Origin of the sequence: Pantoea sp. B_9 (assembly GCF_008632015.1) — a bacterium.
GTDB classification, from domain to species: Bacteria; Pseudomonadota; Gammaproteobacteria; order Enterobacterales; family Enterobacteriaceae; genus Pantoea; species Pantoea dispersa.
On the sequence record NZ_VWVL01000003.1, the window covers coordinates 283,060 to 298,148 of the forward strand.

Below are 15,089 nucleotides of genomic sequence, written 5' to 3' on the forward strand. Positions count from 1 at the left end.
CTGCCGCGTTGTAAAGCCACGGCGGTTAAACGGCTGCCGCTCTCCGCATCGTGACGCATTCCCCTGCCTTGTGCAGCTGTCTATAATCTGCCGACAATTTCTCACGGATACCTTTTATGTCTGCTGATTCTCCTTTGCTGGCGGTACAAGACGTCACGCTGGCCGTGCAGGGGCGCACCTTGCTGGCGCCGGTATCACTGCAGCTGTACGCAGGTGAAACGCTGTTGCTCACCGGCCCGTCCGGCAGCGGCAAAAGCACGTTGCTGAAAATTATTGCCTCACTGCTGGAGCCCGATAGCGGCCAGATCCTGTTTCAGCAGCGGGATATTCATTCGCTGAAAGTCGAACACTATCGCCAGCAGGTCTCCTACTGTTTTCAGACACCGCAACTGTTTGGTGACACGGTGTACGATAACCTAGCGCTGCCGTGGCAGCTGCGTCAGCAACAACCGTCGCGCGAGCAGCTGGTGGCGGCGTTGCGCAGTCTGCATTTATCCGGCGACCTGCTGGACAAAAACGTTGCCGGACTCTCTGGCGGTGAAAAACAGCGGGTGGCTTTGCTGCGCAATCTGCAGTTTCTGCCACAGATATTGTTGCTGGACGAAGTGACCAGCGCACTGGACGAGCCCAATAAACAACGGGTTAACCAGCTGATTGCCGCGCTGGTGGCGGAAAAAGGGCTGGCGGTGATTCGTATCAGCCATGACGTACAGGAGATTGATGCCGCTGAGCGTATTCTGCGGCTGACCCCACCCGCAGCGGGAGAACAGCATGAATCAGCATAATATCAGCGATAGCTCGCTGCTGCTTTCACTCATGCTGGTGCTGGTGGCGTTGCTGATTAGCCAGAAAGAGAAGCTGGGGATGAGCAAAGACATTCTGTGGAGTGTCACGCGCGCCATTATCCAGCTGGTGATCGTCGGTTATGTGCTGAAGTCAATTTTCGATGTTAATAATGACTGGCTGACGCTACTGATGGTGCTGTTTATCTGCGTCAATGCAGCGCTGAATGCGCGCAAACGCAGCCGGCAGATCGATCATGGTTTTATCATCGCGCTGGTGGCGATTACCAGCGGTACGGCACTGACACTAACGGTGCTGCTGCTGAGCGGCGCCATTGCCTTTGTTCCCATGCAGGTAATCCCCATTTCCGGCATGATTGCCGGTAACGCCATGGTCGCGGTCGGGCTGTGTTTCACCAACCTCAATCAGCGCTTTAGCGACAACCAGCAGAAAATCATGGAGATGCTCAGCCTGGGCGCGCCGATCAAACGCGCATCCGCCGGGCTGATGCGTGACAGTATTCGTGCCGCGATGATCCCCACCGTTGATGGCGCAAAAACGGTGGGGCTGGTAAGTCTGCCAGGCATGATGTCCGGGTTGATTTTTGCCGGGATCGATCCGGTAAAGGCGATCAAGTACCAGATCATGGTGACGTTTATGCTGATTGCCACCGCCAGCCTGTCGACCATCATCGCGGCGTATCTGTCCTACCGTCGCTTTTACACCGCGCGGGCGCAGCTCAAACTGTAGATTACGCCTGAAACCGCAGTGCCACGCCGCTGGCCTGTTCCGCGCTGACCACGATGGTGTCTGGCGTTTCCTGTCAGCGACGATCAGCTAAAATCCGGGCAGGTTATCTGCGACATCAGCTGCTGATAATGCTGATGCTTGCCCATCTTCAGCGCATCAGCCGCCTGCAGCAGCGCGTTGTGATTGCTCTTATCCGCCAGAAAGGTCTGCTTGATTTTTTCGTCGTCGATGGAGACCGGCACGCGGCAGTGAGTGCGCAGATCGTTGATCATGGTCTGCTGCCGCAGCGCCAGCGCCAGATTCTCATACGGCGACGCTGCCAGCGCAGACGTGGCACTCAGGGTGAGCAGGGCGATCATGGCAGTGAAAGGTAATGTTTTCATTTTGCTTCTCCTTGATGAACGGAAACGGCGGCCGGGCACTGGGCGGGATCGAACACCGTACCCCAGTCCTGTTTTATATCGACAACGGTCCAGCCATAGTGCGCGGCCAGCCTGAGACCGTTAACCAGTTTGCCGCTGGCCGGCGGATGCGCATCGTAGGCGTATTCCCGCTGTGCATCGGTGTGATGCACCAGCAGGCCGAAGGTGCTGGCGGCAGGGTTGCCCGAGGTGTATTGCAGCATCGGGACATCGCCGTCGCTGTTGCCGAACGCTGCTACTGGCCGATGACCCATGAACAGATGGATGGCCACCGGTTTGGCCGCTTCATCATCATAAAATGCACCATTCATGGTTTTCCGCAACTGCGTGCCGTTGTCGCTGAGTGAAAATTCCGCAAGGGAAAACGAGCCAACCACCTGCTCAGGTGGAATGCCGTACATCTGTTCCGCCAGCACGCGCATAAAATCGATGCCGCCGCCGGAGATAATCCATGTGCGGAAACCGTGAGCGCGCAGATAATCCAGCAGCTGGCGCATCGGCAGATAGCCCATGCGATCGTAGCGGCAGCCAAAACGCGTATCCCGCTGCGTCGCCACCCAGTTCTGCACGCGTTGTGCAAACTCATCGGTGGTGATACCGCTGTGAGTCAGCGTCAGCAAATGCATCAGCCCCTTTTTCCCGCTGGCGGCAATAGCGGCCGTGTTGTTGCTGAGCACCGCCTGCACCAGCGCATCCTGCTGCCACTGCGGATGCTGCGGTGCCAGCCGTTTCACTTCATCGAGCGCAAACTGCAGCTGAAAGGTGAGCGGTGCTTCCGGCCATAGCGTGCCGTCATTATCGAACACCACGTAGCGCTGGTTAATAGGAATAAAGTCAGCGCTGCCGGCGCGGGTGGTGTCATCCACCCACTGTGTAATGGCACGCTTTGCCGCACCGTCACGCCAGGCGGAGAGATCGTCAGCCTGACTGACGCTAGCGAGGCACAGCGTGAGGCCCGCCAGTATAGAAACAGTTTTCATCGGCGACTCCTGTGATGTGGAACGAGATCGGGCAGCGCATGAATACGCCAAAGGCGGCTCCACGCATGGCCGGCAAACATCAGCGCCTGACGCAGTAAACGGCGGCCAGCCCACAGCACCGCGACGAGGAGAACCACGGTTGCGGCGAGCAGCAGCCACTGCCGCCAGGGGCGTTCAGGCCCGGCACGCAGCACCTGTTCGCTGCCGGCCGGGCGCGCAGGCAGAATGTCATAGTGATGGGCGGGCAGCGTGGCGAGCTGCCATGTCTGTTGTCGGGTATCCCACCAGCGCAGCTGCACCGGCGGCAGCGTCAGGCTGCCGGCGCTGTCCGGCAGATAGCGCAGCCGCTCGCGTCGCTGGCTGCCAGTGATTTCACCGCGTCCGCTGGTCAGGACGCTAACCTCGGGCGTCAGCAGCTGTGTACTGGCACCGGGCAAATCGATCAGCACCGGTGGAATCTGTCCGGCGACCACACCACTGGCCTGCAGCGTAATCTGACGTTCCACCACGTCGCCTGCGTGCAGCGCGTCGCCCTGCGCGGCACGATACAGCGTCACTTTTTCCTGCAGATGAAGCGTGGCGGCGGGCAGGAAGCGATCCGGCTGCTGCACACCCGGCGGCCAGCGCACATTTTTTTCCAGCGCTGGCAGCGTAACGGTCTGCGGCGGCTGGTCCGCGGATTGCAGGGTGATGTCCAGCGCCGGCAGCTGCAGTTTGCCCTGATCCCAGGCCATCAGCTGGCGCTCCATGCGGATGCCGCTCCAGCTGACACCGTCACGCTGACGCGATACCAGCTGATTGGGAATGGCCGCCGGCAACAGCGTGCCGTTGCTGACCGGGAAGTCAGGCCACTGTGGCGGTGGGTTAAACCAGCTATCGGTCCAGTAGGTTACCGCGACGCGCAGCGGCTGACCCGGCACCAAACGGTCATCGCCAACCAGCTCGCGCGTGATGTCCATCGCGGCGCGCGCGGGCCCGGTCAGCAGCAACAGGCAAATCAGCAGCGTTCTCATGGTGACTCCTGACGATAGAGATTTTCCAGCAGGCCACCGGGCGACAGGCTGAGATTGTCGTACCACTGACTGACCTGCGGTGCCGCGTGACCTGCAGGCTGCATGACCTGCTGCGCGACGCCTTGCTGTTTGTGCAGGTCTTTTTTGCTGCCGTCAGGATCGTAATCCTGCTCTTTTCCCTGTGCCGCCTGGCGATCGCGCTCCTGCTGACGAAGCTGCATCACAATGCGCGCGATGCTGGCGCGATTTTGCTGTGCCATTCGCCAGTCGGGACGCAGGCTCAGCGCCTGATCGTAATGCTGCAGCGCCTGCTGCCACTGTTTCTGCTGCGCCAGGCTGTTGCCCAGCCACAACAGCGATTCAGGCGTCACGGGTGCCTGACGAAAAGCGCCGCTGGCGGCGGAAAAATCACCGGCATAGTAGAGCGCAATGCCGCGGCGCAGCGGATCAACATAGTGCTGCGCCGCGCGCGCGTAATCCTGCCGTTGAAAGGCATGTTGCCCTTGCAGGTCGGGCGGGATAAACGCATCCAGCAGCGCGGCGGCCGCCGGCGGCGTTATCCCACTGAGCGGCAACACAATCAGCACGATCAGAATCTGACGACGCCACCACAGCAGCAGCAACAACATCGGCGCAATCAGCCAGTAGCCGCTGTTGTGCCACGGCAGATCCTCGCGACTGTTTTGCTGGGCGCTGAGGCTTTGCTGAATATGGTGCCTGATGGCAGGCAGATCGCTGTCATCGGGGGTGGCGAGCGTAACCGCCACGCCGTTGGCGCGTAGCTGCTGGAAGCGCGCCACGTTGAGGCGGGTATCAATAGCCTGACTGGCGAAAGCGGGCGGCAAGGGGCCGCCTGGCGCAGTGCCGGGCACCCACAGTTGCAGCGGCAGCGAGGTCTGGCTGAGCAACCGGGCATCATCCTGGCGCAACGTATCGGCCACCAGCACAATGCTGCGCGGCGTGTCCGGCAGATTATCATCGGCCAGCCTGAGAGCGGCCGCCAGGCCATTGCCCTGACCGTCCGGTAGTAACGTTGGCTGCTGCGCCTGCAAGAACAGCGAGTAAAAGACCGGATCGTTGGTCAGCGGCGTGGTCAGCCAGGCACCGCCGCGATACACCACCAGGCCAAAGTGGCTACCCGGCATCTGCTGCATCAGCTGAGCGATCTTATGCTGCATGCGCTGATGCCGGTCGGGCGGGAGATCCTGCGCCAGCATGCTGAGATCCTGTTGCAGAATCACCATCACGTTACTTTGCGGCGTAACGCCGCCCGGCAACGCCTTCTGCCATGACGGCCCTGCCAGCGCCAGCACGCCGAGCGCCAGCAGCCACGGAACGGGTGACAACCGCTGCAGTCGCTTACCGGTAATCAGGGCGTGAAACGGCGCTGTCATAATGCGCTGCCAGGCGCTGCGCTGCGCGCGCAATAGCCACGCCAGTGCCAGACAAACCAGCAGCCCGGACAGCCACCACGGGTGCATAAAATGAAAGCCATTCATGCTGCACGCTCCCGCAGGCGCGCCAGCAACAACGTCGCGGTTAACAGCGTCAGCGCCGCGCCGAGCGGCCAGGCAAACAGCGGGCGCGTAAACGACAGACCGAGCGTCGCCACCTGCGCGGGCGTTTGGGCGTCAATGGTTTGCCAGACACGTTGTAGTGCGCTGCCTGAGGTAGCCGCCTGAAACGCGCTACCGCCGGTGATGCGGGCAATATCCTGCATCAGCGCGCTATCGACTTTGTCCTCGCCGCTGGCGTTAATATCGCCAAAGGCGATGGTATCAACCTGCACCTGATGCTCTGCTGCCAGCTGCGCAGCGAGGGCGGGCGGCAGCTGTGAAGCGGTATCGTTGCCGTCGGTAAGTAAAATCACCATGCGGCTGGCGTCCTGTTCCAGGCTGCTGTCCAGCAGTTTGACCGCCACCCCCAGCGCATCGCCGATGGCGGTTTGCTGGCCCACCATGCCGGGTGCCAGCTGGTTGATGCGCGCCAGCAGTGCCTGCTTATCGGCGCTGATCGGCGCAAATGGCCACGCCTGACTGGCAAAAATCACCAGCCCGATGCGATCGCGGGTTCGCTGCAGCACAAAATTGTGCACCGAGCGCTGCACCGCCTGCAGGCGAGTGGTGCCCGCGCCGGCGTCGTTTTTCGCCATCGAACCGGAAACATCCAGCACCAGCACCACATTGCGCATCGGCTTATGCTGTAGCTGCGGTGGCAACAGCAGCTCAGGGCGCGCCAGCGCGGCCAGTAACAGCAGCCACACCAGCCAGAACAGCAGCGTTTGAGGCCAGCGGCTGGCCGGTGGGGCATTCTCCAGACGCAACTCCCTCACCAGTTCCGGCAGGAACGGCACGCGCACCTCTTCGCTGACCGGCTGGCGTGGTGGTAGCAGAAAGCGCGTCAGCAGCGGCAGCGGCAGCAGGAGCCAGACCCACGGCCAGGCAAAATCGAAGCGGGTAAGCAGTTCAGACATCGGGCAGTGCCTCCAGCCAGCGCCGCAGCTGGCTGCGCAGGCGCTGCATTTCATCAGGCGACAGGCTATTGTCCGGCTGGCAGTAACCGTCAAGCAGCCGCTGATAGGTCGCGGCATCCAGCGGTAGCTCCTGCAGTAACTGGCTGAGGCTCAGTTCACTGACCTGAGCACGCGGCTGGTGCACCAGCCGCACCCGCTTAATCAGCCGCAGCCAGCTATCAATGCTGTTGTCGTGACGTAAAACCTGACGCGCTTCACGCCGCCAGCGATTGCGCCGCCAGCGCGCTGTGCGCCACAGCGCCAGCAGCACAAGCAGGGCCGCTAACGCGCCTGCCAGCCACCACCAGCCCGCAGGCAGCGGCAGCCAGGATATCGCGGGCGGCAGGTCAGGCTGCAGCAGTGGCGGAACGCTAAAGCCTTTTTCCAGCATGCTCGTCTCCCTGCGTCAGCTGACGCAATAACGGTTCACTCACCACAATGTGCTGCACGCGGATGCCGAGCCGCAGCAGTCGCGTCTGCTGCTGTGCCAGCCGGGCGGTGACCCGCTCGCTAATCTGCTGACGCAACGCGGGCGAAAGCGGCAGCGTAACGTGCTGATGCTGGTAATGCGCGGCGAGATAGCCCTGATGCGGAAGCCGCAGATGCAGATCGTCGAGCAGCACAAAGGCGGTGATATCACACCGGCGCGCCAGCGCCGCCAGCAGCGCGTCACTCTGAGCGTCAAGATCGTGGAAATCGCTGATCAGTGCCAGCCAGCTTCCGGCAGGCACCTGCGCCCGGATACGTTGCAGCACCTGATGGAGTGGCAGACTGCTGGCGGGCTCCTGCGGATAGCGCGCCGGCAGCTGATTATTCATTTGATGCAGGTCATTCAGGCACGGCGCCAGGGCGAGTTTCGGCGAGCGGCAGCGCTGCAACCTTAGGGTATCATCGCTGAACACGGCGGCCCCGAGACGATCGCCATCGTGCCAGCTACGCCACGCCAGCAGCGCTGCCAGATGAGCGGCGGCAACCGATTTAGTCAGCCCGCGCGTGGCGAAATACATGTCCAAGCGCTGATCAACCAGCAGAAATACCGGCCGCTCGCGCTCTTCGTTATACAACCGCACCCAGGGTGTGCGCAGACGCGCGGTGGCCTGCCAGTCGATCAGCCGCACATCATCGCCCGGCTGATAGCGGCGCAGGCTGTCAAAATTGAGTCCGCGTCCCTGCTGACGCGACACGCGCTCGCCGGCCATCGCGCCGGGCGGCAGCTGAGCCGGCGGATTGCGCAGCTGCTGCGCTGCACCCGCCAGCGCCAGCAGGCCGGGCAGGGTGACGGCCAGTGCGGTATCCGTCATGCGACCACCGCATCCAGCAGCATGCGCACCACATCATCGGCTGTCACCTGGTCGGCGCTGGCCTGATAACTCAGCAGCAGACGATGCCGCAGCACCGCCGGGGCAATGCGCTGAATATCGTCCGGCAACACCGCATCGCGCCCTTCGAGCCACGCCTGCGCACGCCCGGCGCGGTCCAATGCCAGCGTGCCGCGCGGGCTGATACCCAGCGCCACATAGCTGGCAAAGGTGTCGCTGACCTGCTGCGGCTGGCGCGTCATTTCCACCAGCGAGACGATGTAATCTTCCACCGTGGGCGCGACGTAAATGTCGGAGATGGCCTGCCAGCAGCGCCCGATGTCCGCCTGGCTGATTTTCACCAGCGGCGGCACAGCGGCGCTGACGGCAGGGGTGTCCTGTTCGCGATATTTTGCCTGCTGTTCGGCGCGCACCAGCTGCATCACGCGCTGTTCATTCTCTTTCGAGGGATAGTGCACCAGCACTTTCATCAGGAAGCGATCCAGCTGCGCTTCCGGCAGAGGCCAGGTGCCTTCCTGATCGACCGGGTTCTGCGTCGCCAGCACCATAAACACGCCGGGCAGCGGCCAGCTGTTGCCCGCCACCGTGACATGACGCTCCTCCATGGCTTCCAGCAACGCCGACTGCACGCGGGCCGAGGCGCGGTTGATCTCATCGGCCAGAATCAGGTTGCCGAACACCGGGCCTGGCCGGAAACGAAACTGCTCCTCTTCACGCGTGGCGTGTTGCTGATAAATTTCGCTGCCGGTGATATCCGAGGGCAGCAGATCCGGTGTGAACTGAATACGGCTGAAGTCGCCTTCAATGTGGCGCGCCAGCTCACGCACCGCACGGGTTTTGGCCAGTCCGGGCAGTCCTTCCAGCAGAACGTGGCCGTCGCATAGCAGCGCGATAATCAGCATGCGCACCAGCTCTGGCTGACCCAGCACCTGCTGGTTCATGCTTGCTTCCAGGTCGAGAAACCGTTGCCGCAGGGTCATTGCGTCACTCCCTGTTTTTCCCGCTCAAGCAGCGTGGCGATACCCACCAGGATCGGCTGAGCATAGGAAAAAAACGCTTTGATGCCGGGACAGAGATAGTTAAGGCCGGGTTCACCCTCTGCGCTGCGCACGATGCGGTTTTTCGGGCATTCGCCCCAGCATAATTTGAGGTAAGGACAGCGTTTGCAGACGGCGGGCAGGGTGTCGCGTTTCCCGAGGCCAAACGCTTTTTGCCGTTCGGAAAACGCCAGGTGCGCCAGTTTAGTGTTGGCAATATTGCCCAGCTGATACTCCGGATAGACGTAGTGATCGCAGGCATAGATATCACCGTTTTTTTCAATGGCGAGGCCCTTGCCGCAGAACTCTGAAGTCACGCAGATCTGGCCCGGCAGGCCCAGGGTTTGCGCCACTGCCGTTTCAAACAGGTTAACCTGCACGCGCCCTAAATCGTTGTTGACCCACTCCTCAAACACGGCGATGAGAAAGCGTCCCCAGTCATCGGGATCGACCGACCAGTCGGTCACCACCGAGTCGAGATCGCCCGGCCGCGCGCGGCGGGAACCGCTCACCGGGATGCTGTCATCGCGCCAGAACTGCGGCGCGGTTTGGGTAAAATCGACCGGCTCGACGCAGGGATTGAATTGCAGATAGGTCGCGCCCAGTTCGCGCGTGAGAAAACGGTACACCTGCAGCGGAAAGCGTGCATTGGTCCGGTTGACCGTGACCAGCGCGTTGAACGGCACGCCGTGGCGTTGCAGCGCCGCCACACCCGCCATCACTTTGTCGAAAGTCGGTTTACCGCTGCGTGTTACGCGATAGCGATCGTGCAACTCGCGCGGGCCATCAATCGACAGCCCGACCAGAAAGTGATGCTGCTTCAGAAAGCGCGCCCAGCTATCGTTCAGCAGGATGCCATTGGTTTGCAGATCATTCTCGATGCGTTGCCCTGGCTTCTGATACTTTTGCTGCAGCGCCACCACCTTTTCGAACCACAGCAACCCCATCAGCGTCGGTTCACCGCCTTGCCACGAGAACACCACCTGATCGCCATCCTGACTATCAATGTACTGGCGAATATAGTTCTCCAGCACTTCATCGGACATGCCGCTGTGATGATCCTGCTGCAGCAGCTGCTCTTTATGCAGGTAAAAACAGTAGTTGCAGTCGATATTGCAGCGCGAGCCGGTGGGTTTGGCCATTACGTGAAAGCGGCGTTTATACGCCGGGCCGATGCCGTTGTATTTTTCCGCCGAGGGCAACGGGCGAACCGGCAGTGTGGTGCTGTATTTCATCAATGCCTCCGAATACCGGGCACGGCGTGCCCGGCTGTGAGTGATAACTCAGTTGGTGGCCGGGCTGCCTTCGTCAATCAGTTTCTGCACATCCGAAACGGTGAAGGAGCCGGGTTTCTGACGAGGCGGGAACTCTTTGAAGCTTTGCAGCATTTCTGCGGCATATTTCTGCGCGCCACCCAGCAGGAACAGACGGTCATAGAACCAGTGGTTGTAATCCATACCGCTGTCACCGCGCTCCAGCGGGTCGATCTCGAGGTCGAAGATCAGTGGCGTGCGCAGTTTAACGAACGGATATTTCCACAGGTCGAGGCCGGTGTGTTCCTGAATCATGAAATGGGCTTTCCAGCGACCGTAGCGCATCGCTAACAGATCGCCGTCATCGCTCCAGTAGAAGAACTCATTACGCTGATCGGGCCCTTTGCCCTGCAGGAAATCCAGCTGGTTGTAACCGTCCAGATGCACTTTGTAGGTCATGGCGCTGGTCTTATAGCCTTTCAGCAGCTGCTGTTTGATATCCGGCACGCCCGCTGCGGCAACCAGCGTCGGGAACCAGTCGTTGCTGCCGAAAATATCGTTGATCATCGTGCCAGGCTTAATATGCCCCGGCCATTTGATCATCGCGGGTACGCGGAACCCGCCCTCCCAGCCGGTATTTTTCTCGCCGCGGAATGGCGTCATGCCGGAATCAGGCCAGGTGGCGATCATCGGACCGTTGTCGGTGGTGTAAATCACGATGGTGTTATCTTCGATACCCAGATCTTTGATTTTCTTCAGCACCTCGCCGATCATTTTATCGTGCTCAACCATGCCGTCTGCGTAGTCGCCGAGGCCGGTCACGCCCTGATCCTGCGGTTTAATGTGCGTTTTGTTGTGCATGCGCGTGGTGTTGAACCAGGTAAAAAACGGTTTGCCCGCTTTGACCTGACGCTCCATGAAATCGTTGTTGGCGGCGAGGAACTCTTCATCCACAGTGCCCATACGTTTCACGTTCAGTGGCCCGGTATCTTCAACCTTGCCATCCGCGCTGGCTTTAATGACGCCGCGCGGACCGAACTGTTTACGGTACTCAGGATCTTTCGGATAGTCCGGGTTCTCCGGTTCTTCTTCGGCGTTCAGGTGATACAGATTGCCAAAGAACTCGTCGAAACCGTGCGCGGTAGGCAGGAATTCATTGCGATCGCCCAGATGGTTTTTACCAAACTGACCGGTGGCATAGCCGAGCTGTTTCAGGATCGAGGCGATGGTCGGATCTTCTTTCTGCAGGCCCTGCGGCGCACCTGGCATACCGACTTTACTCATGCCGGTGCGGAACGGCATCTGCCCGGTGATAAACGACGAGCGTCCGGCGGTGGAGCTTTGCTCGGCGTAATACGAGGTGAATTTGGCGCCCTCGGCGGCAATACTGTCGATGTTGGGCGTTTTGTATCCCATGGTGCCCTGGTTATAGGAACTGATGTTCCAGTAGCCAATGTCATCGCCAAAAATCACCACGATGTTAGGCTTGCCCGAATTTTGCTCGGGCGCGGTAGAGGGCGTCGGGGATTGAGGAGCCGCATGGGCGCTCCAGGAACAGCAGGCCACAGATAGCATGGACGCTAATAGTGACTTGCTAAAAGGTAATCTGGACATTTCTGCACTCCGATAATTGTATTCCGACCAGGTCAGAATTTTTCCGACCGAATAAGTGCTGCGCAGACGGTTATTTCCTCCTTATCCTGAAAGGACGATAGATGAATAAACACATCTTTTTGATAGCTATTTCCCGGTGCGGAATGGCGGTGCTCAGTCAGTCTGATTATCTGTGATTTTAAATAGTTTTTATTAAAGCGTGGCCCGCTGCACGCAGGCTGCGTGCAGGCGAAAAAAATGCGGTGTGCGAGAGGATAAAAGTAACCAAGGTATAAAAATGCAAAAAATGAGCAGGCTGTGTATCTGGTTATGTAGCAACCATAGCGGCTCATAACTGGAATGCCAAGTGCTATTTTAAAAATGTGAGCAGCAGAGTGATTTTTTCCTGCTGTATCGCACTGCTCCGCATTTCGGCTAAGGTATTTCTTATTTTGAATAAGCTTAAAATAACTTAATATATTGTAATATATGAATTATTTTTCCGTGGACTGAAAGTGCTTGGTTATTTTTTACGAGGCGGGTCATATTTTTCAGCGTTCAGGTTTGCGTTATTTTTATGGCTCACCTAAGCCTTAAAAGGCCATCCGGAACGGGATGGAATCAATTAATCTGGGGTGATTTATGAAAAAATTACGGTAGCAATAATGTCATTGCTGGTGGCGTCAACTTTCTCTTTATCGGCTCTGGCAGCGCAGGAGATTACTAAAGAAGAGGCTAAGCAGTATCAGGAAGTTGGTAAGGTTAGTACCAATAATGAATACAGTTCACCGGCAGAGGCCATGGCTGAAATCTCGAAAAAGGCCGATGAGATGGGGGGTAAATATTTTGTGATCACCTCCGGCAAAGAAGGCAAGAAAATACAGGGTACGGCAACAGTGTATAAATAAAAATTTATACGCTGATAATCAGGCGTTATAGCCACGACAACAGGCCGTTTTAATAACGGCCTGTTGTCGTGTTTCTATTTCTACAGGAAGCGATGAGATTAAGATCTGGTTCGCTTACCAGGTCGTCAGCAGGCAATCTACTCCGACAATATTTTCATAGCTGAAACCGCAGCGCCACGCCGCTGGCCTGTTCCGCGCTGACCACGATGGCATCCGACTCTTCGCGAAAAGGCACATCGCCCAGCAGCAGGCTGGCTTTCACCCTGCGTAAGTCGCTGCTGCGCAGCGTCAGCGCGGCCATACGCGCACTGCCGTCATAATCGGGCGGCAGGCCGGTAAAGCGCTGCGTCACATAGTGCGCAGCGGCAAAGCGCACGGTGGCCACGCCCGCTTTCAGCACAAACGCGCCCTGCTGGCAGGCGGTGAGCTTATCGGCACCAAATAAACGACTGTAGGGCAGCGCGGCGGCTGCCGGATCCTGGGCCACCACCACAAACTCAATAATATCGGTCACCGCGTTGGGATGCTGCTGCCACACTGGCTGCCAGACCGCCTGCGGTGTCTCATGCTGGCAGAAAAAACTGCGTCCGTTTGGCACCAGAGCGGGGCGCAGGCGTACGGTGCGAAAGCGCGCCTGCTGTGCGCTGCCATCCGGCAACTGCACCGGCCGGTAAAAACTGGCGGCGGGATCGCCATCAATATCCTGACTTTCCAGATAGCGCCACACCGCATCGGCATCGCCGGTTTTCCATGCCAGACCGCTCAGGCCCGCCGGTGCCTGCCAGATATCCTGACGCTGGTGCGCACGCCCGGCTTCATAGCCCAGCAGTTCCAGATAATTATCACCAAACACCGCCAGATGATTACTGGAGCCAAGCGAATGATGGCCGCGTGGCGTGAGCTGGAAACCGAGCCGGCGATACAACGCGCTGGCGTCATCCAGCCGATCGGCAACATTGATCACTGCATGATCGAGCTGTGGAACGGGTACCGGTATCGCCATTATCTGCCTCCTGGTTCGCATCATTACGATGACCGCGGTGTCGCGCTGCGTTCGGCTTCGCGTTGCGGTTGCCAGGCGAGCTGCGCGTCGGCGCCGAACGCCCGGGCAATATGTCTGACCAGCGTCGCGGCCTGCGCCGATGATCGCTGGCGCGCGCTGGCATCCTCGCTGTGCAGCACGCCTTCCACGACGACCTCTGGCGGCAGCACGTTCCAGCTGTTGCCGCCCTGAAAGCGGGTGACATCCAGGCCGGCGGCCGCCAGCGCGCTGACGATGTGGCTGCCGGTAACGATACTGTCGATGCCCTCATGCGGACGTGCAGCATGAGCGCCTTTGCCGTGAATGGTGATATGAAAATGGTCAGTAAACGCTGCCGGTGTGGCAGATAACGTGTGTGTCATGGTCATCCCTGCGGCTGTTCGGGTAAGAAAGGTTCGCCCAGCGTTAGCATCAGGCGGTTGGCCCAGGCAAAAAACGCGGCGGACTGGATCAGGTCCAGCAGCTGCAGCGTATCCAGTCCGTGCTCGCGCAGCGCCTGCAGTTGGGTCTGGCTGCTGGCGACCGGGGTTAGCGATAAGGTGGCGACAAAATCGATAATCGCCGCCCAGCGCGCGGACTGGCCGTGTGCCAGCTCGGCACCCGGCGCGACATTCAGGAGTTTCTGCACCGCAGTCTCATCTTTTGACAGCTGACTGGCTTTGCGGGCATGCACGGACGCGCAGTAAATGCAGCCGTTGACTTTACTCACCACCGTGGCCGCCAGTTCGCGCTCGGCGCGAGGCAAACCGCCCGGCGTATAAAAAATGCCTTTATCCGTCAGCGTGCGTTGTTCCAGCAGCGGCAGATTGCGCGCCAGCAGACGGAAATAGTCGGACTCGCTATGACCGTTTTTTGCCAGTGTCGCCTGTTCTTCCGCCGTAAACTCGCTGAGCGGTTTGGCTGCCAGCCACGGCTCCCAGCCCAGCTCCTGCTGGGTAAACGCAGTGAGCGCAGTCTGACCGCTGGCCGTAAGCGGGGCGCTATGCCATTTGCCGGCCACCGCATGCGGCTGCGCGCGCGATGTTTCACCGCTCAGCAGGCGCAGGCCGGTCAGCAGGCGACTCTGAAAGCTGACAAATCCCACCAGCTGCGCCAGCGTGACGATGCCGCGCGGCGTCCAGCCGGCATGGCGCAGCGTGGTCAGTTGTTGCGGTGTGGCGTCGACCGGATGCAGGCTCAGCAGCTCAGCAAAGGCGCGACCGGCGGCAAAGCGCGCATCTGCCGGGGGGGCGCTGGATTGCTGCTGATAGTGTGCCTGCAATGACGTGACGCCGTGCCAGCCGGCGACCTGCCCGGCGAGCGCGTAGCGCTGCGCCAGCGGGAAATCGTCGTCATCCTCGCCAAACAGCACCTCATAGCTGCCCTGAGCGTGTCGGGTCGCGGCCTGACGCACGTTGCGCGCCTCTGCCAGTTGCGCAGCCGGGTCGATATCGGCCAGCGCCGCCAGTAAATCTGTAGCCTGAGACATGGTTTTCTC

16 protein-coding genes are annotated in these 15,089 nt (G+C 59.8%); 3 read left to right on the plus strand and 13 right to left on the minus strand.

Annotated features, from left to right (window positions below; all coding sequences use genetic code 11):
• Positions 1-116 precede the first annotated feature (116 nt).
• Positions 117-785, plus strand: coding sequence for an iron ABC transporter ATP-binding protein FetA (gene fetA / locus F3I21_RS11550; protein WP_150058948.1), 669 nt, complete (start codon positions 117-119; stop codon positions 783-785).
• Positions 772-1,533: an iron export ABC transporter permease subunit FetB gene (gene fetB, locus F3I21_RS11555; RefSeq protein ID WP_150058949.1), complete on the plus strand. Its 762-nt coding sequence runs from the start codon at positions 772-774 to the stop codon at positions 1,531-1,533. The genes fetA and fetB overlap by 14 nt, the downstream gene beginning before the upstream one ends.
• A gap of 83 nt (positions 1,534-1,616) precedes the next feature.
• Here fetB and F3I21_RS11560 read toward each other — a convergent pair whose 3' ends face one another.
• The 10 genes from F3I21_RS11560 to F3I21_RS11605 are packed head-to-tail and all read right to left on the minus strand — an operon-like array spanning position 1,617 to position 11,683.
• Entirely contained in the window at positions 1,617-1,916 is a 300-nt protein-coding gene (locus F3I21_RS11560; RefSeq protein ID WP_150058950.1) for a YicS family protein, read from the minus strand.
• Complete coding sequence (locus F3I21_RS11565) at positions 1,913-2,935, minus strand: HAD family phosphatase (protein ID WP_150058951.1); 1,023 nt, start codon at positions 2,933-2,935, stop codon at positions 1,913-1,915. The genes F3I21_RS11560 and F3I21_RS11565 overlap by 4 nt, the downstream gene beginning before the upstream one ends.
• Positions 2,932-3,948 carry a BatD family protein gene (locus tag F3I21_RS11570; RefSeq protein WP_150058952.1) on the minus strand — a complete coding sequence of 339 codons (1,017 nt, stop codon included), beginning with the start codon at positions 3,946-3,948 and terminating at the stop codon, positions 2,932-2,934. The genes F3I21_RS11565 and F3I21_RS11570 overlap by 4 nt, the downstream gene beginning before the upstream one ends.
• Positions 3,945-5,447: a VWA domain-containing protein gene (locus tag F3I21_RS11575; RefSeq protein ID WP_150058953.1), complete on the minus strand. Its 1,503-nt coding sequence runs from the start codon at positions 5,445-5,447 to the stop codon at positions 3,945-3,947. Before F3I21_RS11575 ends, F3I21_RS11570 begins: the two co-directional genes overlap by 4 nt.
• Positions 5,444-6,421, minus strand: coding sequence for a VWA domain-containing protein (locus F3I21_RS11580; protein WP_150058954.1), 978 nt, complete (start codon positions 6,419-6,421; stop codon positions 5,444-5,446). Before F3I21_RS11580 ends, F3I21_RS11575 begins: the two co-directional genes overlap by 4 nt.
• Entirely contained in the window at positions 6,414-6,851 is a 438-nt protein-coding gene (locus F3I21_RS11585; protein ID WP_150058955.1) for a DUF4381 family protein, read from the minus strand. The genes F3I21_RS11580 and F3I21_RS11585 overlap by 8 nt, the downstream gene beginning before the upstream one ends.
• A complete protein-coding gene (locus tag F3I21_RS11590) occupies positions 6,832-7,761 on the minus strand; it encodes a DUF58 domain-containing protein (protein ID WP_150058956.1) in 930 nt (309 codons plus the stop codon). The genes F3I21_RS11585 and F3I21_RS11590 overlap by 20 nt, the downstream gene beginning before the upstream one ends.
• On the minus strand, positions 7,758-8,759 hold the full coding sequence (locus F3I21_RS11595; protein ID WP_150058957.1) for a MoxR family ATPase: 1,002 nt from the start codon (positions 8,757-8,759) through the stop codon (positions 7,758-7,760). The genes F3I21_RS11590 and F3I21_RS11595 overlap by 4 nt, the downstream gene beginning before the upstream one ends.
• Positions 8,756-10,051, minus strand: coding sequence for an anaerobic sulfatase maturase (locus F3I21_RS11600; RefSeq protein ID WP_150058958.1), 1,296 nt, complete (start codon positions 10,049-10,051; stop codon positions 8,756-8,758). Before F3I21_RS11600 ends, F3I21_RS11595 begins: the two co-directional genes overlap by 4 nt.
• Positions 10,052-10,099: 48 nt before the next feature.
• The gene (locus F3I21_RS11605; protein WP_127834936.1) at positions 10,100-11,683 is read right to left on the minus strand and encodes an arylsulfatase; all 1,584 of its coding nucleotides are present in this window, start codon (positions 11,681-11,683) and stop codon (positions 10,100-10,102) included.
• A 644-nt stretch (positions 11,684-12,327) separates the two neighbouring features.
• On the opposite strand from F3I21_RS11605, the gene F3I21_RS11610 reads away from it, so the two are divergent.
• Positions 12,328-12,570, plus strand: coding sequence for a YdgH/BhsA/McbA-like domain containing protein (locus F3I21_RS11610; RefSeq protein ID WP_150058959.1), 243 nt, complete (start codon positions 12,328-12,330; stop codon positions 12,568-12,570).
• 154 nt (positions 12,571-12,724) lie between these two features.
• Here F3I21_RS11610 and F3I21_RS11615 read toward each other — a convergent pair whose 3' ends face one another.
• From F3I21_RS11615 to F3I21_RS11625, 3 genes are read right to left on the minus strand one after another with little or no spacing between them, the layout of a single operon-like run.
• Positions 12,725-13,573 (minus strand): VOC family protein, encoded by an 849-nt coding sequence (locus tag F3I21_RS11615; protein WP_150058960.1) that lies wholly within the window; start codon positions 13,571-13,573, stop codon positions 12,725-12,727.
• A 23-nt stretch (positions 13,574-13,596) separates the two neighbouring features.
• Positions 13,597-13,974 carry a peptidase dimerization domain-containing protein gene (locus tag F3I21_RS11620; RefSeq protein ID WP_059012118.1) on the minus strand — a complete coding sequence of 126 codons (378 nt, stop codon included), beginning with the start codon at positions 13,972-13,974 and terminating at the stop codon, positions 13,597-13,599.
• Positions 13,975-13,976: 2 nt separating this feature from the next.
• A complete protein-coding gene (locus tag F3I21_RS11625; protein WP_059012116.1) occupies positions 13,977-15,080 on the minus strand; it encodes an alkylhydroperoxidase domain protein in 1,104 nt (367 codons plus the stop codon).
• Between the last annotated feature and the right edge of the window lie 9 nt (positions 15,081-15,089).